This is a genomic window from Acinetobacter sp. SH024 (assembly GCF_000163635.1).
Classification (GTDB): Bacteria; Pseudomonadota; Gammaproteobacteria; order Pseudomonadales; family Moraxellaceae; genus Acinetobacter; species Acinetobacter pittii.
In genome coordinates this window covers 216,409-237,625 of record NZ_GG753602.1, presented here as the reverse complement: position 1 = coordinate 237,625, position 21,217 = coordinate 216,409, and the positions used below count along the sequence as shown (strand labels likewise).

The following is a 21,217-nucleotide window of genomic DNA, read 5'->3' as shown; positions in this document are numbered from 1 at the left end:
AAAAATACTGGAGTATACATCCATGTCAAACATGCAACTCGACACTCTACGGCGCATTGTCCAAGAGGTTAATGCGTCCGTCAGTTTGCATGAATCATTAGACATCATGGTTAATCAGGTTGCTGAGGCCATGAAAGTGGATGTTTGCTCTATTTATTTACTAGATGAACGCAATCAGCGCTATGTATTAATGGCCTCTAAAGGCTTAAATCCAGAATCTGTAGGCCATGTTTCTTTGCAACTCGGTGAAGGCTTGGTTGGTCTGGTTGGGCAGCGTGAAGAAATTGTTAACCTTGACAATGCGCCAAAACATGAGCGTTTCTTGTATCTACCAGAAACAGGCGAAGAAATTTATAACTCATTCCTTGGCGTACCAGTTATGTATCGTCGTAAGGTTATGGGTGTTTTGGTTGTCCAAAACAAACTTCCTCAAGATTTTAGTGAAGCTGCCGAGTCCTTTTTAGTTACGCTGTGTGCTCAGCTTTCTGGCGTTATTGCTCATGCTCATGCAGTGGGTAATATTGACGTATTTCGTAAGCCGAGTAATGGACCTGCCTACAAAACCTTTCAAGGTGCTTCAGGTGCAGGCGGTGTTGCTTTAGGTCGCGCTATTATTTTATATCCGCCTGCCGATTTGGGTTCTGTGCCTGATCGTGAAGCAGAAGATATTAGCGATGAACTTCGAATTTTAGATCAAGCCATTTCATCAGTTCGTTCAGAGATTCGTTCTTTAGATGAAAAAATGCATGATTCTCTCATGGCCGAAGAGCGCGCTTTATTTAGTGTTTTCTTAAGAATGCTAGATGAAAATGCATTGCCAGCAGAAATTAAAGAACTCATTCGTGATGGACATTGGGCACAAGGTGCAGTACGTCGTGTCATTGAAAAACACACTGCCCTATTTGCACAGATGGAAGATGACTATCTTCGTGAACGAGTTTCCGACCTTAAAGATTTAGGGCGACGTATTTTAGCCTCTTTGCAAGAAGAAGACTCTAGCCATCGTGACCTGAGTCCAGACAGTATTTTAATTGGTGAAGAGATTAGTACTGCGGCACTTGTAGAGTTGCCAGTAGACAATATTGCAGCGATTGTGACATCCGAAGGTGCAGCCAACTCACATATGGTGATTGTTGCTCGTGCATTAGGTATTCCAACTGTAGTTGGTGTAACTGAACTGCCAGTGAACACACTTGATGATGCAGAAATGATTGTGGATGCCTATCAAGGCCGTGTTTTTGTAAACCCTCCACGTCGTTTACGTCAACGCTATAAAGAAATTCAGAAAGAAGATGAACAAATCGCAAAAGATCTCAAACAATACGAGACCAAAGAAGCGATTACTCCAGATGGTGTGTCTGTTCAGCTCTATGTGAACACGGGCCTCATGATTGACGTAGTACGCGGAGTACAACGTGGTGCTCAAGGCGTAGGTCTATACCGAAGTGAAATTCCATTCATGTTACGGGAACGTTTCCCGGGTGAAGAAGAACAACGTGCAATTTATCGTCAACAATTAAGCCACTTCGCTAACAAACCTGTGGTGATGCGAACTCTCGATATTGGTGCCGATAAAGACTTACCGTATTTCAGTATTGAAGAAGAAAACTCGGCATTAGGCTGGCGTGGTATTCGTTTCACGCTTGATCATCCCGAGATTTTTTCTTCGCAAATTCGCGCCATGCTCAAAGCCAGTATTGGTTTAAATAATTTGCATATTTTATTGCCAATGGTCACTACAGTCAGTGAAGTCGAAGAAGTACTTTATTTACTTGAACGTGACTGGATTGCTGTGCAAGAAGAAGAGCAAGTTAAAATTACCAAACCAAAAATTGGGATTATGGTTGAGGTGCCGAGCGTACTGCTACAAATTGATGAGTTTGCCGAACTCGTCGATTTCTTCTCGGTCGGTTCAAATGACTTAACCCAGTATTTACTTGCAGTTGACCGTAATAATCCACATGTGGCAAACGTTTACTCACACTTTCACCCATCCATTCTACGTGCGCTAACCCGCTTAGTTAAAGAATGTCATGAATACAAAAAACCCATCAGTATTTGTGGTGAAATGGCAGGTGATCCATTATCAGCAATTCTGCTCATGGCGATGGGCTTTAATACCCTTTCGATGAGTTCGAGTAACATTTTGCGAGTAAGAAAAGCAATTTGTCATGTCCCTATGACAGATGCACAAAAATTGCTGGATGATGTCATGAAAATGAATAATCCACTCATCGTGAAAAGTTGGCTTGAGTACTATTTTAAAACTCACGGTTTAGCTGATATGGTGAAATCGAATCGAATCGTAAATGTTTAATATATAAACAATAAAGGAGAGCAATGCTCTCCTTTATTCATTTGAGATCACGTCTACTACAACTAAATATAAAAAATTTCATCTCACTATTGCCGCCATCTTAATCTTTTAAATAAACATATAATCGGTTTTTTAAATTAATATTGACAGTTTAATCCATTTGAAAAATAAGACTTCTACTCCTAGTATATTTACAGAGCGTTATTAAAAGATCTTACGTTGTTCCAACAATTGAAGAGGTAATTCTATGCATCGTTATTTACAAGTTTCATCTTATTTTTCCTCTTGTTTTTTAACCTTCATGCAGTAAATTGGAGGAATAACAAGTAAAGGAATCTGATGCATTATTAAATAAAAAATAATGGCCGACATCTCAGTGAAAAGACTTTTAAACGGTTTCTCTCACCATTTGTTCTCCCATTTCTTTATTTAGTAAACATGAGTTTTTAAACCAGAAGTCCAGGAAAATGAGCCCTAACATTTTACGAAGAGCTCAATAATTATTACCCAGAGAGAATATAACCATGTCAGACGAATCAAAATGCCCTTTTTCAGGCCATAAATCAAAATCAGAGGTAACGGTCGGTGGTGGCACGCCTAGTTTACACTGGTGGCCAAAACAACTACGCGTCGACCTACTCAACCAACATTCAGAACGCTCTAACCCACTTGGTAAAGAATTTAATTACCGTCAAGAATTTAAAAAACTCGACTACTACACCCTCAAAGCTGATATCAAAAATGTATTAACCGATTCTCAAGATTGGTGGCCAGCCGATTGGGGAAATTATACAGGCTTATTTATTCGATTAGCATGGCATGCTGCCGGTACGTATCGTATGGGTGATGGCCGTGGCGGTGCTGGTCGTGGTCAGCAACGTTTTGCGCCATTAAATAGTTGGCCTGACAATGCAAGCTTAGATAAAGCGCGCCGCTTATTATGGCCAGTTAAACAAAAATACGGTCAAAAAATATCGTGGGCAGATTTATTTATTCTTGCTGGAAACATCGCACTTGAATCTTCGGGTTTCCGCACCTTCGGTTTTGGTGCAGGTCGTGAAGATGTTTGGGAACCAGACAACGATGTAAACTGGGGCGATGAAAAAGAATGGTTAGCTCATCGCAACTCTGAAGCATTGGAAGGCAGCAATCTAGCTGCAACCGAAATGGGTCTAATTTATGTAAACCCTGAAGGCCCACAAGCCAGCGGTGACCCTAAATCAGCTGCACCATTTATTCGCGCGACTTTCGGCAATATGGCAATGGATGATGAAGAAATTGTTGCCTTAATCGCAGGCGGTCATACTTTAGGTAAAACTCACGGCGCTGCCTCTGCTGACCATGTTCAGGCTGATCCTGAGGGAGCTTCAATTGAACAAATGGGCTTTGGCTGGTTAAACAGTTTTGGTACTGGTGTGGGTAAAGATGCAATCACCTCAGGTTTAGAAGTGATTTGGTCACAAACACCAACACAATGGAGCAACTACTTCTTTGAAAACCTATTCAAATACGAGTGGGTACAAGAGCGTTCACCTGCTGGTGCAATTCAATGGGTAGCAGCAGATGCTGAGGCAATCATTCCAGATCCATTCGACCCATCAGTTAAACGTAAGCCAACAATGCTTACTACAGATTTGACCTTACGTTTTGATCCTGAGTTTGAAAAGATCTCTCGTCGTTTCCTTAACGATCCACAAGCATTTGCCAATGCTTTTGCTCGCGCTTGGTTCAAATTAACTCACCGTGATATGGGGCCAAAAGCACGTTATTTAGGTCCTGAAGTTCCGGCTGAAGATTTAATCTGGCAAGACCCATTACCTGCTGCCAGCGCTATACCATCTGCTGCTAGCATAGATGATGCAAAAGCAAAAATTGTTGCATTGGGATTATCTGCTGGTGAGCTAGTTTCCCTTGGTTGGGCTTCAGCATCCACGTTCCGTGGTGGAGACAAGCGTGGCGGTGCAAATGGTGCACGTATTGCTTTATCGCCACAACGTGAATGGGACGTAAATAAAAAAGCCGTTGAGACTTTAACTAAAATTGAAGAACTCAAAGCTTCTACTCAATTATCATTAGCTGATTTAATCGTGCTTGCAGGTAATGTTGGTGTAGAACAAGCTGCTCAAGCGGCAGGTTTCAACATTAGCGTTCCATTTGCCCCTGGTCGTGTTGATGCATTACAAAGTCAAACTGATGTCGAATCTTTCCAATTACTCCTTGGCCTTGCCGATGGTTTTAGAAACTGGAAAAAAGAGGGTGTCAGCGCAACAACTGAGGCATTATTAATTGATAAAGCACAACAACTGACTTTGACTGCACCAGAGTTAACTGCATTGATTGGTGGCTTACGTGTACTGGACACCAACTGGGATGGCTCACAACACGGCGTATTCACTCAGCAAGTTGGTGTACTCAGCACAGACTTCTTTACGAACTTACTCGACATGTCAACTGTATGGGCACCTGTTGACTCAACAAGCGAAGTATTTGAAGGCAAAGATCGTAAAACAGGCGCAGTAAAATTTACCGCAACACGTAATGATTTAGTCTTCGGTTCAAACTCAATCTTACGTGCATTAGCCGAAGTTTATGCTCAGGCAGATGGTAAAGAAAAATTTGTTCAAGACTTTGTTGCTGCATGGACTAAAGTCATGAATCTTGACCGTTTTGACTTAGCTTAATTTAAGTCAAAATAGTAAAAAGCCAGTTCAATTTGAACTGGCTTTTTTAATATCAAGCATCGTTTTTTAAACAGTCAGTTTGTGTCCTTCCCGAATGCAATAAAAAGGATTTGCAAGCTTTGAAGAAGCTTTAATTGCCAGTGCTAGAGCATGCTCTGGGTCTTCTCGGTCTTCATCAGTCAATTGGAAAGTCCGATAATGAATCGCAATAGAACGATGAGCCTGTAAATCGAAGTGCGCATGTAGCGCATCTTGCGGGTTCATATGAACATAGCTCATCAATTCACGTGGCTCATACGCACCTATTGGAAGTAAGGCAACTCGTGGTGCGCCATAACGAGCATGTATTTGCTTAAAATGACCCGCATAACCGGTATCACCCGCAAAGAAACAATGACCTGTTTTAGCCACGACCGAAAAGCCGCCCCAAAGTGCCTTATTCTGGTCGCGCAAACCACGACCTGAACCATGCTGTGCAGGTGTATAGATTATTCTTAATTCGTGATAAGGAATTTCTTGCCACCAATCCATCTCAATGACATGAAACTCTTTAGGTAGATAAAAACCATTCCCGAGTCCAGTGTAAATTGGCATTGCGAATTTTTTATGTAGCCATTCAAGTGTCGCCAAGTCCATATGGTCATAATGATTATGGCTGAGCAAAACTCCATGAATCGTCGGTAATTGTTCTAGTGCAAAACCTGCCGGGCATACACGGCGTGGGCCGCGCCCTTGTGAAGGACTTGCATAATCACACCACACTGGGTCGGTAATAAAGTTATAAGGACCAATCTGAACCAATACCGTTGCATGCCCAACGAACCAGACTTGCCAATCATCCAGATCTGCCTGAGGTCGATTTTGCGGCAAAGCTACAGCCGTATTTACACGAGTTTCATATTCATTTTGAATATCCACTTTCCATGTAAAAGACTCACGCGTAACTAACCAACGCAATAACTCTTTTGAGCCACGAGCAGGTAACTTAGGCTGTTGATTATAAAAACGTGTATCCGTTTCATGCCCAGACTCGGGATGACAAAAAGGAGGTTTTATCCATGTATGCGTCCAACAGGACTGAGTCGGCAATTGATATGTTAATGTCGGCTTGTCTTTCATGGGCTTTTCTATGTTTTAGCATCAGCAGAATGGATGTGATCAGGTTTCTATCTTAACGATTAAAACAAATTAAGCTATGGCACTTACACTTATTTATCATATAAATATCCATTTTATCGTGGTCATAGCCAACCTAAGTTAAATTAGAGTGCCATAAAAAACACTTAGATGTGTTGAGTTTATGCGTCAGTAATTACCATTCTTACTAAGACTTCTTGTATAACATAACAATTAGAAGATGCCGAAAGCCGCTATAGAACCTCCCTATTTCATCTTTGGCGCCCGTAATTTTTAACTTAAGATTCTTCTGTGCAATAAAAACAATATATTTAGTAACAATTACATTTGGGTAGATCTTAGTGACCTATAGGTTATAAATTTATTTTATTATTCTAGTTTTTGCATAATATGAGAATTTCTTAAATGAATATTTAAATCCTTTAGAAAATTCTTTGATTAATTAAAAATAATGTATTTATTATTTAATTATTAATATATTTTATGAATTATTTGAGCTTATATTCCCATATTAAATCTTTAATGAAAATTAAAATTCCATTTATTTTATAAATACCTAAATCACCTTCACGCTATATCTATTTATGCTTTATACTTCACTTAAATCATAGTAAGACATTTTTTGGATTAGTCTTATGGAACTACGCCATCTCCGATATTTCATTACCGTTGCTGAAGAATTAAATTTTAGTAAAGCCGCTCTTAAACTTTTTACCGCACAGCCCTCTCTTAGCCAACAAATTAAAGATTTAGAAGAAGACGTTGGTGTACGACTTTTAAACCGCACAAAACGCAAAGTTGAGTTAACAGAAGAAGGCGAAGTATTTTTAGAACATGCTCGACTCACCCTCGCTCAGGCTGAAAAAGCGGTCGCTATGGCACGACAAGTTTCTAAGGCTAAACAGCAATTGTTACGTATCGGTTTCGTTCCCATCGCAGAAATGAAAATTTTCCCTTATGTACTTCCTAATCTGCGACTACAACACCCAGACCTCACCATTGAATTATCTAATTTAAACAATACTGAACAGCTTAAAGCCTTAAAAAAAGGAGAGCTGGACATTACGTTTACTCGTGAAAATACAGATAGTGATGAAATACAAAGCCAATTTGTTTTAACTGAACCCCTGATTTTCTTACTTCCTAAAAATCATCCACTTGCTCAATATGATCGAATCCCAGTCCATGCCTTACAAGGTATTGACTTTATTATCCCGGCAGCCGAGCAATCACAAACCTTACATAACACTATTTTAGATTTCGCTAAAACTCATAACATTGAACTGAATATTGTTCAAAGAGCAGACAGTATATTATTCAATATTAACTCTCTTGGTTCTGGATTAGGCTGTACAATTTTACCTGCCTACGTTGCGCCTTTAGGCATCAAAAACACGATAGTTCGTCCACTGGATGTCGACTTACCAACACTTGATTTATTCGTAAATTACCGTAAAAACTCACAGTCTTTAGGCGTTCAAAAATTCATTGACCAGCTCACTAAAGTATTCCATTTAGATAAAAACTTAAACCATGCTTAATTATTACGAATAACTTTATTATTAAGCACATGATTAATAAGATCATCTTTATAAAAAAGTATAAATAAATATTCCTTCTATTTATTTTATACTTTTTATAAACAGTTTAATCCACAGTAATGTCTTATTTTACCTAATAGGTAAAATTAAATATCTCATGAATATAAATGAAAAGAATTGAAATAAAATCTATATAAAACCATATATTATTTTCACCATTTAATAAAAAATAATATATTTACCGTGTAATAAAGGAGACTAGGAAAATGGTTGGCGTATTTCAACATCTAGGACGTAGTGTACAAAACCGCCCACATTTCTTTATTGCTTTATTCATAGGTATTGTCACAGCCGGTATTTTGACATGGTTAACATCATGGAAGTGGTCAACTATTTTATTAGTCAGCTGGAATGCTTCCGTTAGCATATATTTACTACATGTTTGGCAACTCATGAAAAGTGCCGACCATTCACAAATGCAACAGCAAGCTAAAAAACAAGATGAAAGCAAATGGGTCATTATGCTGATTGTTTTATTAGCATTAATCATGTGTTTGGTTGCTATTCTAATTCAACTGTCACAACTCCCTTCCGACAGTTCTGCAAAGTTAGGTCATGTGGCTTTAGCTTTACTCACCATTGTGTCTGCATGGCTTTTTATGCATACCGTTTTTGCTCTACATTATGCCCATGATTTTTATATGGCTTTATCTAGAAATGAGGAAAATGGAGGGTTAGATTTCCCTGGTACAAAACAGCCAACTTATCCTGATTTTCTATATTTTAGTTATATTATTGGTACTTCTGCTCAAACTGCGGATGTGTCAATTACCACCAAGCACATGCGTCTTTTAAACTTATTTCACGCTGTGTTGTCTTTTGGATTTAATACCACCATTTTAGCGATTTGTATTAACGTTGCTGCTGGCTTTCTTACCAATTAAAACCTTTATTTGAAAACAAAAAAGCCACCCCTTTGGGTGACTTTTAAGAATATTAGGTTTACAGCAGTTGCCCCATAGTACTTTGTTTTAAGCCTTCACGCTGTTTGATTGTTTCAACATAACGGGTAATAGCAGGATGTGATTCAATCGCATTCATTTTTAACTGCCATAAAAGCATTGCTCCCACACTTATATCTGCTGCGGTAAATTGCTCACCACATACATACGGATTCGCTTCACTCAATCCTTGAACTAAAGCTTGATAAGCATCGTTGTAATCGCCATAGCCAACAAACATTTTTTGCTCAGGTGATATTTCTATTCCTAAAGCTTTATCAACACCCGCAGCTTCCCAAGGGCCCGCCATCACAAATAACCAACGATAGTACAAACCACGTTTCGGATCATCTAAAGCAGGAGCCAAACCTTTATCACTAAACTTATCAGCCAAATAAGCACAGATTGCACCCAACTCATAAATCACGACATCGCCATCTACCAATACCGGTACTTTTCCAAAAGGATTAAGTTTTAGATATTCAGGCGATTTCATCTCGGTCTTATATGCGACTTCAATTCGTTCACATTCAACACCTAACTCGACCAAAAGCCAGTCAATAACTACACCACGTGACTCTTTGTTAGTATAAAGTTTAAGGCTCATTCTTATTGCTCCTTGTTTATCGTAGTTCCTAGTTTACAAATAACTTTTGTCAGTTTTTGTCAGTAGTCCTTTGCATTTCTTGTTTCCACCATCTTTGAAACAGATGTTTTTTAAATTCAGGATATATTTCCTCACTCATTTGCAAGTCATGGATACGATCTATCCGAAAATGGCGAAATGCCTGCCGTAATTCACACCAAGCAGCAAGTACAACTTTGTCATGTAAATACCCTAAAGCAAAAGGCCAAAGTGAACGTTCACTTAACCGTTTTTGCTCATCGCAATAATCGACTTTTATTTTTACTTGTTTACGAATCGCTAAACGTACTTGTTCTACTAAAGCTTCATCAACCGGATGCCAGTAATGTGTAACGCCTAGCGTCATGTCATCGATCAAATATTTCCGGTGCTCAGGTAGAACTGCATAAAGTTTAGAATAGATTGAAACGGCTGCCGATTTCATTGCCTGATCTGGAACGTCTTTCAACCACTCTAAAGCTAAAAATAGAGCTTCGGCTTCATTCTCATTAAAAGTAACTGGTGGTAATAAGATGTCTTCTTTAAGCTGAAAACCCAAGCCTGCTGAGGCATCAATTCTTACACCTTGCTCACGTAAGCTATCAATATCTCGATAGACACTTCGAACACTAATGTTTAAGCTTTCAGCCAAGACTTGTGCTGTGATTGGGTAACGGGCTTCACGGAGCTGTTGTAAAAGATTTAATAGACGAATTGAACGGCTCATTTTTCTCTTCTTATTGTTTTGTTATTCAGCTTAAAAAAAGAGGGAACGTATTCCCTCTTTAATACTATTTCAATTTAAGCGACATCTACAGTAGGTAACTGAGTATACCCTCTCAAAAAGCTGTGAAGCTCTTGTACATCTTTAGCAATCGTTAAAGGTTGAAACTTTTGCAGAACTTCAACCGAATGTACGCCATAGCCTACTCCGATACGCGGCATCCCTAAACGCTGTGCCATCTCAAGATCATAGCTGCTGTCACCAATCATGACTGCTTGCTCAACACTCACTCCAGTGACTGTTAAAATTTCTTGCAGCATGAGCGGATCTGGTTTTGAACGTGTTTCGTTGGCTGCCCGAGTCACATCAAAAAGATGAGTACTTTGTGTTTTTGCGATTACACGGTCTAACCCACGGCGGTTCTTACCTGTCGCTACAGCAAGTTTTAAACCTTGGGCTTTTAAATCATGGAGTAGTTCAGAAATACCCTCAAACCATGCATCACTAGTCGAGTTCGCGATATAGTGATCACCATATACCTTTAAGATCGAGTCATGCAATTCTGGCGCTTCTGGAAATAAGGTCTGCATCACCTCAGGCAAGCCTAAACCGATAATACTTTTTGCGGCTTCATCGCTTAGAGGCAGTTCATGTTGCTCTGCTGCATGTTGTAAGCTGGCAACAATCTGGCCAACAGAGTTATATAAAGTTCCATCCCAGTCAAAAATAACTAATTCGGTTTTCAGACTCATTTTGCTACTCTCAAAGCCTTTAATAACTGGGTCATGTCTTCTGGTAACGGCGCTTCAATCGGTGGATAACCCGGAATATCTAAACGCATCGCGTGTAAACATAAACGTCGTGCCTGCGGACCTGAGTACTCAGTGGTGTGTCCATATTTATCATCACCCAACAACGGATGTCCAATACTTAAGCCATGGACACGAATTTGATGGGTACGACCTGATAACGGCGATGCATGAACCAAAGTGGCATTTTTAAAACGCTCTGCAACAACCCATTCGGTTTTACTTGGCTTACCTTCTTTGGACACACGTACACGACGCTCGCCATTGGCTAACTCGTAACGAAATAGAGGAGCATCAATGAGTTGTTTATCGAGACTCACCTGACCTTTTACAATTGCCGCATAAGTCTTACGAATTTTGTGCTCACGCAACATATCTTGTAGCAGCTTTAAAGTACTACGTTTCTTGCTAATCATGACCAGCCCAGAGGTGTCACGGTCGATGCGGTGAATTAGTTCTAAATATTTTTTACCTGTCGCTGCGCGTAAAGCCTCAATCAAACCATATGCCACACCACTACCACCATGTACAGCAATACCCGACGGTTTATTGATGACTAACAGACCTTCATCTTCATAAACCACACGGCTGAGTAGACTCTGTGCTACACTATCACTCACAGGAGCAGCGGTTTCATCCTTTTGTTCATAGCGAATAGGTGCAACACGAATCTGATCTCCAATCTCTAATTTGGTCTCAGCTTTAATACGTTTTTTGTTTACTCGAACCTGACCTTCACGAATCAAACGATAAATACGACTCTTAGGTACACCCTTTAAACGCGAAAACAGGAAATTATCAATTCGCTGTCCTGCTTGATGTTCATCCACCTCAAACCAAGTGACACTTTGCCATTGCTGTGTAGAATTCATACTAATATTTAAACCTGAAATTTTGCTAAATTTGATTAATAAATGACCGATTAGCTTAGTTTTTTCACAAGAAATCTAAGCTTAGCCCATAGGCAGATGCTGCAAGGTTTGATATAGTCAGCGCACGGATACCGCCGTAAGTGAACATCTAATAGGGAATTTCCCTGATTGAAACCTCAATCAAAATGATGCTTTCATCACCAGCTCGGATTGGTCCTAAAGAATTATGCCGACGCCGAAGGCTTATTATATCGGCAAAATGACAAACTGTTGCGTTTAATTCAGTTTGTTCAAAAAAATATGTTACCAACTCTAGTTGGTTATGGAACGTAAACTGATACACATCAGACAAATCGCTCCTTAATGTTGCCTTCAGGCTAAAGCGTTGATGCATTGGAACTGCCGAAAGCACCGATACGATGAGCATTCCGTATCAAACTTCCAAAAAGAAGTCACTTCGCGCCCAATGACAGTGAAAGTCATTAACCAATGCACCGCTCACCCGCCAGTGAAGCACTAAGGAAGTCCGATTTAAAGGTTGAAGCAGTATTGCCTACATCACAGACGAGAATCGAAGCTAAGGCTAAATGTAGCCGGTAACAGATGACTCAGACCACAAATATTTTGAGATCTGGGAAATGATCCGTCATGTTCGATGTTCGTTCAGAACCTTTAAGTTTGTGCGATATGTTTGTGTGGGTCACTATTAGGTGTCACACCCATGAAACGTATGTTGATTAATGCAACTCACGCAGAAGAAGTCCGCGTTGCACTTATCACTGGTAATCGTCTTTACGATTTTGATTTAGAGAATCGTACCCGAGAACAGAAAAAATCCAATATCTATAAAGGCCATGTAACCCGCGTAGAACCATCTTTAGAAGCTGTTTTTGTTGAATACGGCGCAGGCCGTCAAGGCTTCTTGTCTATGCGCGAAATTGCTAACAGTTATTTCCAAGCAGACCCACGACAAACTTCAAACATTCGTGAACTTATCACTGAAGGTACTGAATTACTTGTTCAAGTCGAAAAAGAAGAACGTGGCAATAAAGGTGCAGCCCTTTCTACCTTTATTTCACTTGCAGGACGTTATTTGGTTCTTATGCCAAACAACCCGAAAGGCGGCGGTATTAGTCGTCAAATTTCAGGTTCTGTACGTGAAGAATTAAAAGAAATTCTAGCTTCTTTAAATTTACCACGTGGTATGAGCGTTATTGTACGTACCGCTGGTATTGGCCGTACCCAAGAAGAATTACAGTTAGACTTACAGCATTTGCTTGATCTTTGGGCTCAAATCCAAGGCACAGCAAGCTCTGGTCCTTCTCCAATGCTGGTTCATCAAGAAGCAGGTGTTGTTACTCGCGCTATCCGCGATTATTTACGTGATGATGTTGCAGAAATTTTAATTGATAGCGAACAGGCTTATAACGAAGCTTATAACTTTGTTAAAGCAGTGATGCCACGTCAATTAGACAAACTCAAAACTTATACTTTAAACGAGCCATTATTTGCTCATTTTGGTATTGAAAGCCAAATTCAAACTGCTTATGAGCGTGAAGTAAAACTTCCTTCTGGTGGTTCAATCGTAATTGACCAGACTGAAGCTTTAGTTTCAATCGACATTAACTCTGCGAAATCAACTCGTGGACATGACGTTGAAGAAACTGCGCTGAATACTAACTTAGAAGCAGCAGAAGAAATTGCTCGCCAACTTCGTCTTCGTGACATTGGTGGTTTAGTTGTAATCGACTTCATCGATATGACTAAAGAGCGCAACCAACGCATGGTTGAAGCAAAACTTCGTGAAGCAACTCAAAGCGATCGCGCACGTATTCAGTTTGGCCAACTTTCTCGTTTTGGCTTAATGGAAATGAGCCGTCAACGCTTACGTCCATCTCTTGAAGAAGCAACAGGTTATGTGTGCCCTCGCTGTCATGGTACAGGCATGGTTCGTGATTTACGCTCACTTTCGCTTTCTATTATGCGTAAAGTAGAAGAGATCGCGCTTCGTGAACGTCATGGTGAAGTACAAGTAGAAGTACCTGTTGAAATTGCGGCATTCTTGCTCAATGAAAAACGTCATAGTCTTGTTTATTTAGAACAAACTTCTAGTGTTCGTGTGACTGTTTTACCTCACCCGCACTTAGAAACACCTCACTACGAAATTCAGTACAATCCAGATGGATTTGCACCATCTAGCTATGAACGTACTGAAGCAACTCGTTCAAGTGAAAAAGAGTTAGGTTATGAATCTTCTGAATGGCATTTAGAAGAAGCCGATCATGGCCATACTCATGCTGCCCCTGCTGCCAATAATGCAGCTAATCAAAAGAAAGCAAATCAAGCGGCTCAACCTACTGCTCAGGCAAGCGCTCAAAAAACAGCGAGTCCTTGTGCATGGTTAGAAAACCTTTTTGTTCAAAAACAAGCTCAAACAGTTGATCAATCTCGCTCAGCACAAAATGCTGCTGCCGCAATTGAACAAATGGTGAATACTGGCGCTGTTAGCCGTGGGCAGTTTGGACAAGTTGTAGCACCAGCAGTTGCAGAAGTTACTTCGGCTCCATCTAACAATGCTTATATTTCTCAATCTCCTGTTAAGCAGGAAGCACGTGAGAATGTTGAAAAAGACGATAAAGTACAACAGCAGCGTCCAAACAACAAAAAACGTAAGCACAAAGAGCAACGTGAACAACATCAGCACCACCACAATCAAGAACCACAGCAACAACAGGTTCATGAAGAGGTTGTACAGTTATCACGCCAAGAGCAACGTGAATTAAAACGTCAACAAAAGCGTCAACAACAAGATCAGCCGCATGCGCAACATCAAAATGATGGGCAACAAGCTGAACATGCTGTACCACGTCGTGACCGTAATAATCAACAACGTCCAAACCGCCCGAATCGCCACCGCGATCCAAGCGTATTAAATGAAAATCAAAATACGCCAGCAGCAGCAGTTGTTGATGAAAAACAAATTAAGGTTGATTTGATTGATGCTCCACAGCATGAAGTCATGAATACAGCCTTAGTCATCAATGTTGATCAAGCACAAAGCGAAATTATTGCTTTAACGCCTGAGCAACCTGTTGAACGCACTGAAAAAGCACCTGTTGTTGAAGCTACTCAAGAATCAGCTCCAGCACCAGTTGTGGCAGTGGAAGAGGCGGTAACTGCTGAAGCAGAAGCTCCTCAACCAAAGGCTGAGAAAACTCAACCGCAAGTTCAACGTGCAAGTAATGATCCTCGTATGCGTCGCCGTGAACAACGCAATGCAAAACGTGCTAAAGCTGCTGCACCATCAATTGCCCCATCGCAAATTCCAACGTTGGCGCAATATACAATTGGTAGCTTGATCCGTCATGTTTACGGTGAAGACTGCACAGTACTGATTGAACAGTTTGGTTTAGTTCCAACATTCAATCGTGCATTGCAGAAATTTGCAGAGCAATATGCAAGTACTCTAGTGACTGAAGTCGCATCTGAAGCTGAAGACAAAAAGCCTGTTACTCGTGATGCCGAGCTTCCAAGCAATAAGCCTTCACAAGAAGCAGAACCTGCGCCAGTACTTCCATTGACGCCACCAAAAGAAGCGACACCACGAGTTGCTAATGATCCGCGTGAACGCCGTCGTTTAGCGAAACTTGCAGCTGAACAAGCTTTTGAGCAAGTTAAACAACAACATTCTGCACCAGAAGAAGCTGCCCCTGTAGCTGAGACTGTGCAAGAAGCCGTTGTTGCTCCTACTGCTGAAACACAAGCACCTGTTGAATCAAAACAACAACCGCTTGAGCTTGATCAGCAAGTTGAAGTAGTAGCTAATGTAGAAGAGACACCAGCTGAACCTGTAGTAGAGGCTCCGGTTGCAAAACAGCCAAAAGCAGCTGCAAAAGCCAAAGCAGCTACAGAACAAGCTGTAGAGCCAACTGAAGCTCCTGCCGAGAGTGAATCAGAAGATTCTAAAGCTGATAAGGACAAACCAAGTCGTCCTCGTCGCCCTCGCGGCCGTCCACCAAAGAAAGCAAATCCTGTAGCTGAGTAAATCATTTGCTCAATTGCAGCTAATTTAAACAAACCTAGTCATTTCGATGACTAGGTTTTTTTTGTTATTTTTAACCAATTAGGTTGATTGCACTAGAAGAAAAGTTTTAAAAGCATGGTGAACCATGAAAAATACTGTACTTTTGCCAACGCAACCTTTTTTGGATTGATCGAAAAATAAATAGGATTGATATGAGCCAGACAACACAGACCGATATCATTACGCTTGGGGATGTTGCCACTAGACTTCCTAGCTTCATTCCCAAAGTACCCCATATCCTGAATGGTCTTAAACAGGCTTATTTAAGAACAGCAAATACACCAACTGGATTAGGTGTAGCTTTTGAGAAAGCTGTTAAGCGAAATCCGAAAGGTATTGCTTTATTATTTGAAGATCAAAGTTACTCATATGAAGCTTTAAATGAATGGGCTAACCAGATTTCTCACTATTATTTATCTCTCGGCGCACGTAAAGGTGATGTGATTGCCGTAATGGTTGAGAACCGTTCTGAGCTTATTGCCACTATTGTGGGCTTAGCTAAAATTGGGGTAACGATTGCGCTTGTAAATACATCTCAAGTCGGTAAAGTTCTCGCTCATAGTATCAATCTTGTAAAACCAATTGCAGTCATTGCGGGTGAAGAAGTTCGTGCTGCAATTGATGAAATTCGTCAAGACTTAAACGTTCCTAAAGACCGTTTCCACTGGTTTGCAGATCAGGCTACTCGTCAAGATGCAGGAACAGCACCTCAAGGTTATGCCAATCTTGCAATAGAAATTGATCAATTCCCGAAATTCAATCCATCAACCACACATTCCGTTCATGGAAATGATGGCCTGTTTTATATTTATACTTCGGGTACAACGGGCTTACCAAAAGCAGTTATTTTTAAACATAGCCGCTGGACACTTGCCTACGGCACTTACGGCCACATTTTAAACCTTGGCCCAAATGATGTGATGTATGTCACTTTACCGCTGTACCATGCAACAGGTGTGGTGGTGTGCTGGTGTGGAGTGATTGCAGGAAGCTCTACGCTTGCCATTCGACGTAAATATTCAACCAGTGCTTTCTGGAAAGATGTTCAGAAGTTTAATGCGTCTGCAATCGGTTATGTAGGTGAACTTTGCCGTTACTTAATGGATGCTCCAACTACAGAGCTTGACCGTGCTCACCGTGTAACCAAAATGATTGGTAACGGCATGCGTCCGAACATCTGGGATAAATTCAAACAGCGTTTTGGTGTTGAAGAAGTTCTTGAACTTTATGCTTCAAGTGAAGGCAATGTCGGCTTTAGTAATATTTTCAACTTTGATAATACGGTAGGCTTCTCCCCTATGCCGTATGCAGTCATTCAATTTGATAAAGAAAAGAATGAGCCTGTACGCGATAAAAATGGCTGGTGCAAAAAAGTTAAAGCAGGTGAAGTCGGTTTATTGGTAGGTAAAATTACCAGTCGCTCTCCATTTGATGGCTATACTGACCCAGAAAAGAACAAATCTGTGATTCTGCAAGATGTCTTTAAAAAAGGTGACTCATATTTCAACACAGGTGATCTTGTTCGTAATATTGGTTTCCGTCACGCTCAGTTTGTTGACCGCTTAGGTGATACCTTCCGCTGGAAAGGCGAAAATGTATCTACCACAGAAGTTGAAAACATGGTGTGTGAATATGACAAGATCGCTGAAGCTGTGGTTTATGGCGTAGAAATTCCAAATACCAATGGTCGTGCAGGTATGGCAGCAATCACACTTGCTGATGGTGCTGAATTAAATGACACTGACTTAACAGAAATGGTGACTGTATTTAAAAAATGCTTACCTGCTTATGCGGTACCAGTGTTTTTACGTATACAGGCTAAAGTTGAAACCACAGGTACTTTTAAGTACCAAAAGAATAAATTGAAGGAAGATGCGTTTAATCCAAGCAAAACTTCTGAACGTTTACTCGCTTTATTGCCTGGTGAAAGCAGTTACTGTGACATCACAACTGAAATTTTTGACAACATTCAGGCATATAAATACCGTTTTTAGTTCATTTTTTAGCTAAACAAGAGGAAATCGTGCTTTTTATAGGCAATCATGCAAATGTTTTTAAATTTCCTCTTGTGTTAGTTGAATAACTTGCTAAAATACGCGACATCAAAACGATACGGGTCGTTAGCTCAGTTGGTAGAGCAGCGGACTTTTAATCCGTTGGTCCCGCGTTCGAGTCGCGGACGACCCACCACTTATCTGTTTTGAACCTATTTGGGTCGTTAGCTCAGTTGGTAGAGCAGCGGACTTTTAATCCGTTGGTCCCGCGTTCGAGTCGCGGACGACCCACCAAATTCTAAAAAGCCTCTCAGTTCGAGAGGCTTTTTTTATTGTTAATGTATTTTAGTTTTATGACTAAAAGATGACGATGCACTTCTTATATAGAACATCCCTAGCCCATTCCATAAAGATTTCCAAACGTTTAGGAATATAACTCCGGTTCGGATATAAAATATTAAGTGGAAGCGATTGAGCAGTATAGGCGCTTAGTACTTCAACTAAAGTTCCCTGCTCGATTTTATCCTGAACATCGTAGTATGGAAGTTGAATAATTCCTAAACCTGCACTAGCTGCTGCAATATAGGCTTCCGTATTATTCACGCTTAAAGCACTATCCATCATCACAGCTCCATCTTGATATGAAAATACGCCCTGTTTCTCTCCTACCGCTCCTGCATAGTTAATAAGTTTGTGTTGAGATAGATCTTCTAATTGTTCAGGAATACCGTACTGTTCTAAATAGTCAGCACTTGCACAGTTCACCATAATCAAGTTACCAACGAACTTCGCGATCAAACTACTATTATCTAGCTGCCCCACCCGAACAACACAATCAATTCCTTTCTCGATTAAATCAGTAATGTCATCAGAGCTATGAAGTTGTAAATGGATATCTGGATAGCGACTATAAAAATCGGGAAGTTCAGGAATAATCACTTGATGCACGATTCGGCTGGGCATTGAAATTTTTAGCGTGCCACGATAATGCTGCTTTTGTGCCTGTATAAGCTGTTCGAGCTGTTCATAATCAAATAACAGATTTTGACACTCAGGTAATATTCGTTGTCCATCTTGAGTGAGGCTAACTTTACGCGTAGTTCGATGAAATAAGCGTACCCCATAGTGAGTTTCTAGCTGTTGAATTGCGCTCGTTACTGTCGAGCGAGGTAAATCAAGCTGATTTGCCACTTCAATAAAGCTTTGTCGCTTAGCGACTTCTGTAAAAATAAAAAATTGCTGCAACCGATCCATTTAATTGTTCGTATTTTTTGAATAGTTAAACCAAACTAGCATAATTGATCAAAAATTACAGCCAATCTAGACTAAAAACACATTAAAACAAGTCATCACAGGAACAACCATCATGGCAACTCATACCCTAAAAGATAAAGTTGTACTGATTACAGGCGGTGCAAAAAACTTAGGTGGACTCATTAGCTGTAAATTTGCAGAACAAGGTGCAAAGCTTGCGATTCACTACAACAGCGCTGAAACTCAGACAGACGCAGAGCAAACGCTCGCAGCAGTTAAAGCATTGGGTGCAGACGCTGTTTTAATTCAAGCAGACCTAACGGATATTGATAATATCGAAAAGCTCTTCTTAGACACTAAGCAGCATTTTGGCGGAATAGATATTGCGATCAATACAGTTGGAAAGGTTTTAAAGAAATCTTTTTTAGACACCACAGAACAAGAGTTTGATAGCATGAGCGATATCAACTCAAAAATTGCCTATTTCTTTATTCAATCGGCGGGTCGTCATTTAAATGATGGCGGCAAGATTTGTTCAATCGTGACTTCTCTTCTTGCAGCCTACACTGGACTCTACTCAACCTATGAAGGTTTAAAGGCGCCTGTTGAGCATTACACACGTGCCGCATCAAAAGAATTTGGTGATCGCCAGATTTCCGTGACTGCGGTTGCACCTGGCCCAATGGACACACCGTTCTTTTATGGTCAGGAATCTGCCGAAGCAGTCGCTTACCATAAATCAGCTTCAGCTTTAGGTGGACTCACCAAAATTGAAGATATCGAACCTTTAGTTCGCTTTCTGGTAACCGAAGGTTGGTGGATTACAGGTCAAACAATTTTTGCAAATGGCGGCTATACCACTCGCTAAAATCAAAAAAGCCGCATCTCAATGTGCGGCTTTTTAATTTGTTTCTTTACAAGAACTCTTCTAGTACCGAATTTAAGAAAATATGCCCCTGCTCAGTACAAGCCAAACGAGAATGATCCTCTACCAATAACTTTCTAGCTCGTAGTGAAGTGAGTACTTCATTTAAGTGATCTAGGCTTAAACCTGTGCGCTGCTCATATAACTCAGCTTTTACGCCATCATTTAGACGTAAAGCATTCATCATGAACTCAAAAGGTAGCTCTTCTGCCTCAATCTTTTTCATTTGCAAATGTTCGGCTGGAACCTTAGCCAAATAGTCTTTTGGCAAACGAGTCTTTTGGAAACGATATACACCATCTGGTCGGGTTACTTTGCCATGTGCCCCTGCACCAATCGCAAGGTAATCACCAAATTCCCAATAATTTAAATTATGAGCTGAAGGCTGCTCTTTACGCCAAGCCGACACTTCATAATTTATAAAACCATTGGCTTTTAGATAAGCTTCACCCTGCTCTTGAATATCTTCTAACACCTCATCTTGAGGTAAAACGGGCTGCGTACGGAAGAATACGGTGTTTGGCTCAATAGTCAGTTGATACCAACTGATATGTGTCGCGCCATGCTCTACAGCCATCTTTAAATCATAAAGTGCTTGCTCTAGCGTTTGCTCAGGTAGGCCATGCATTAAATCGACATTAACTCGCTTAAAGCCTGCTTGTCGTGCCTGCTCAATTGCATCCATAGCATTGTTGACTGAATGAATACGCCCAAGCTTTTGCAAGTGCTCTGTATTAAAAGTCTGCACACCAATCGATAAACGGTTAATACCTGCTTCTAAATAGCCTGCAAACGGATCATGTTCTAGTGTTCCGGGATTTGCCTCTAGGGTGATTTCACAGCCATCTTCAAATTTGAGCAATGACTTAAGCTGTTCAAACAGCCACGCATAGCCTTTAGCAGAAATAAGTGAAGGCGTTCCACCACCAATAAATACACTATGAATTGAACGTCCCTGAGCCATCTCAACTTGAGTTTCAAAGTCGGCCACCAACGCCTTTAAATAGGTTTGCTCGAGTTCTGCCGAAAGCGCTCCATCTGGTACGGCATGCGAGTTAAAGTCACAATATGGACATTTACGCACGCACCAAGGCATATGGATATATAAAGATAAAGGAACAGAAGCAGGATTTAATACGGCCAAGGAGCAGGTCCAATTTACACAATATTTCTATTTTAACATGACTGCATCAATGGGCTTATGAAAACATACCTTAATTGCTTTAGACTGTTTTTAAACATACTTAAATATT

The 21,217-nt window shown here is 40.5% G+C and carries 14 protein-coding genes and 2 tRNA genes; 9 read left to right on the top strand and 7 right to left on the bottom strand.

Annotation, left to right across the window (positions count from 1 at the left end):
* Positions 1–22: 22 nt before the first annotated feature.
* Both ptsP and katG read left to right on the top strand, forming a co-directional pair.
* Positions 23–2,317: a phosphoenolpyruvate--protein phosphotransferase gene (gene ptsP / locus HMPREF0013_RS17660; protein WP_005066019.1), complete on the top strand. Its 2,295-nt coding sequence runs from the start codon at positions 23–25 to the stop codon at positions 2,315–2,317.
* A gap of 524 nt (positions 2,318–2,841) precedes the next feature.
* Entirely contained in the window at positions 2,842–4,998 is a 2,157-nt protein-coding gene (katG, locus tag HMPREF0013_RS17655) for a catalase/peroxidase HPI (protein WP_002114790.1), read from the top strand.
* A gap of 66 nt (positions 4,999–5,064) precedes the next feature.
* On the opposite strand, the gene HMPREF0013_RS17650 is transcribed toward katG, so the two are convergent.
* Complete coding sequence (locus tag HMPREF0013_RS17650) at positions 5,065–6,117, bottom strand: MBL fold metallo-hydrolase (protein ID WP_002114734.1); 1,053 nt, start codon at positions 6,115–6,117, stop codon at positions 5,065–5,067.
* Between the two features lie 653 nt (positions 6,118–6,770).
* On the opposite strand from HMPREF0013_RS17650, the gene hcaR reads away from it, so the two are divergent.
* Entirely contained in the window at positions 6,771–7,676 is a 906-nt protein-coding gene (gene hcaR / locus HMPREF0013_RS17645) for a DNA-binding transcriptional regulator HcaR (RefSeq protein WP_002115024.1), read from the top strand.
* Positions 7,677–7,942: 266 nt separating this feature from the next.
* Positions 7,943–8,620, top strand: coding sequence for a DUF1345 domain-containing protein (locus tag HMPREF0013_RS17640; RefSeq protein ID WP_002115060.1), 678 nt, complete (start codon positions 7,943–7,945; stop codon positions 8,618–8,620).
* A gap of 58 nt (positions 8,621–8,678) precedes the next feature.
* Here HMPREF0013_RS17640 and HMPREF0013_RS17635 read toward each other — a convergent pair whose 3' ends face one another.
* The 4 genes from HMPREF0013_RS17635 to HMPREF0013_RS17620 all read right to left on the bottom strand — a co-directional run bounded on the left by HMPREF0013_RS17635 (position 8,679) and on the right by HMPREF0013_RS17620 (position 11,707).
* Positions 8,679–9,284 (bottom strand): glutathione S-transferase family protein, encoded by a 606-nt coding sequence (locus tag HMPREF0013_RS17635; protein ID WP_002114900.1) that lies wholly within the window; start codon positions 9,282–9,284, stop codon positions 8,679–8,681.
* Between the two features lie 49 nt (positions 9,285–9,333).
* Complete coding sequence (locus HMPREF0013_RS17630; RefSeq protein ID WP_002114898.1) at positions 9,334–10,029, bottom strand: helix-turn-helix transcriptional regulator; 696 nt, start codon at positions 10,027–10,029, stop codon at positions 9,334–9,336.
* 74 nt (positions 10,030–10,103) lie between these two features.
* Positions 10,104–10,778, bottom strand: a complete 675-nt coding sequence (locus tag HMPREF0013_RS17625) for an HAD-IA family hydrolase (RefSeq protein WP_002115122.1) — start codon at positions 10,776–10,778, stop codon at positions 10,104–10,106.
* On the bottom strand, positions 10,775–11,707 hold the full coding sequence (locus tag HMPREF0013_RS17620) for an RluA family pseudouridine synthase (RefSeq protein WP_002114926.1): 933 nt from the start codon (positions 11,705–11,707) through the stop codon (positions 10,775–10,777). The genes HMPREF0013_RS17625 and HMPREF0013_RS17620 overlap by 4 nt, the downstream gene beginning before the upstream one ends.
* Positions 11,708–12,428: 721 nt before the next feature.
* Here HMPREF0013_RS17620 and HMPREF0013_RS17615 point away from each other — a divergent pair.
* From HMPREF0013_RS17615 to HMPREF0013_RS17600, 4 genes are all read left to right on the top strand, one after another.
* Complete coding sequence (locus HMPREF0013_RS17615; protein WP_002114651.1) at positions 12,429–15,752, top strand: Rne/Rng family ribonuclease; 3,324 nt, start codon at positions 12,429–12,431, stop codon at positions 15,750–15,752.
* A gap of 191 nt (positions 15,753–15,943) precedes the next feature.
* A complete protein-coding gene (locus HMPREF0013_RS17610) occupies positions 15,944–17,785 on the top strand; it encodes a long-chain-acyl-CoA synthetase (protein ID WP_002114967.1) in 1,842 nt (613 codons plus the stop codon).
* Between the two features lie 120 nt (positions 17,786–17,905).
* A tRNA-Lys gene (locus tag HMPREF0013_RS17605) sits at positions 17,906–17,981 on the top strand.
* A 22-nt stretch (positions 17,982–18,003) separates the two neighbouring features.
* Positions 18,004–18,079 (top strand) — tRNA-Lys (locus HMPREF0013_RS17600).
* A 63-nt stretch (positions 18,080–18,142) separates the two neighbouring features.
* Here HMPREF0013_RS17600 and HMPREF0013_RS17595 read toward each other — a convergent pair.
* Positions 18,143–19,039 carry a LysR family transcriptional regulator gene (locus HMPREF0013_RS17595; RefSeq protein ID WP_005804188.1) on the bottom strand — a complete coding sequence of 299 codons (897 nt, stop codon included), beginning with the start codon at positions 19,037–19,039 and terminating at the stop codon, positions 18,143–18,145.
* Between the two features lie 112 nt (positions 19,040–19,151).
* Between HMPREF0013_RS17595 and HMPREF0013_RS17590 the strand changes: the two genes are divergently transcribed.
* The gene (locus tag HMPREF0013_RS17590) at positions 19,152–19,907 is read left to right on the top strand and encodes an SDR family oxidoreductase (RefSeq protein WP_002115153.1); all 756 of its coding nucleotides are present in this window, start codon (positions 19,152–19,154) and stop codon (positions 19,905–19,907) included.
* Between the two features lie 46 nt (positions 19,908–19,953).
* On the opposite strand, the gene hemW is transcribed toward HMPREF0013_RS17590, so the two are convergent.
* The gene (gene hemW / locus HMPREF0013_RS17585) at positions 19,954–21,108 is read right to left on the bottom strand and encodes a radical SAM family heme chaperone HemW (RefSeq protein ID WP_002114655.1); all 1,155 of its coding nucleotides are present in this window, start codon (positions 21,106–21,108) and stop codon (positions 19,954–19,956) included.
* Positions 21,109–21,217: the final 109 nt, after the last annotated feature.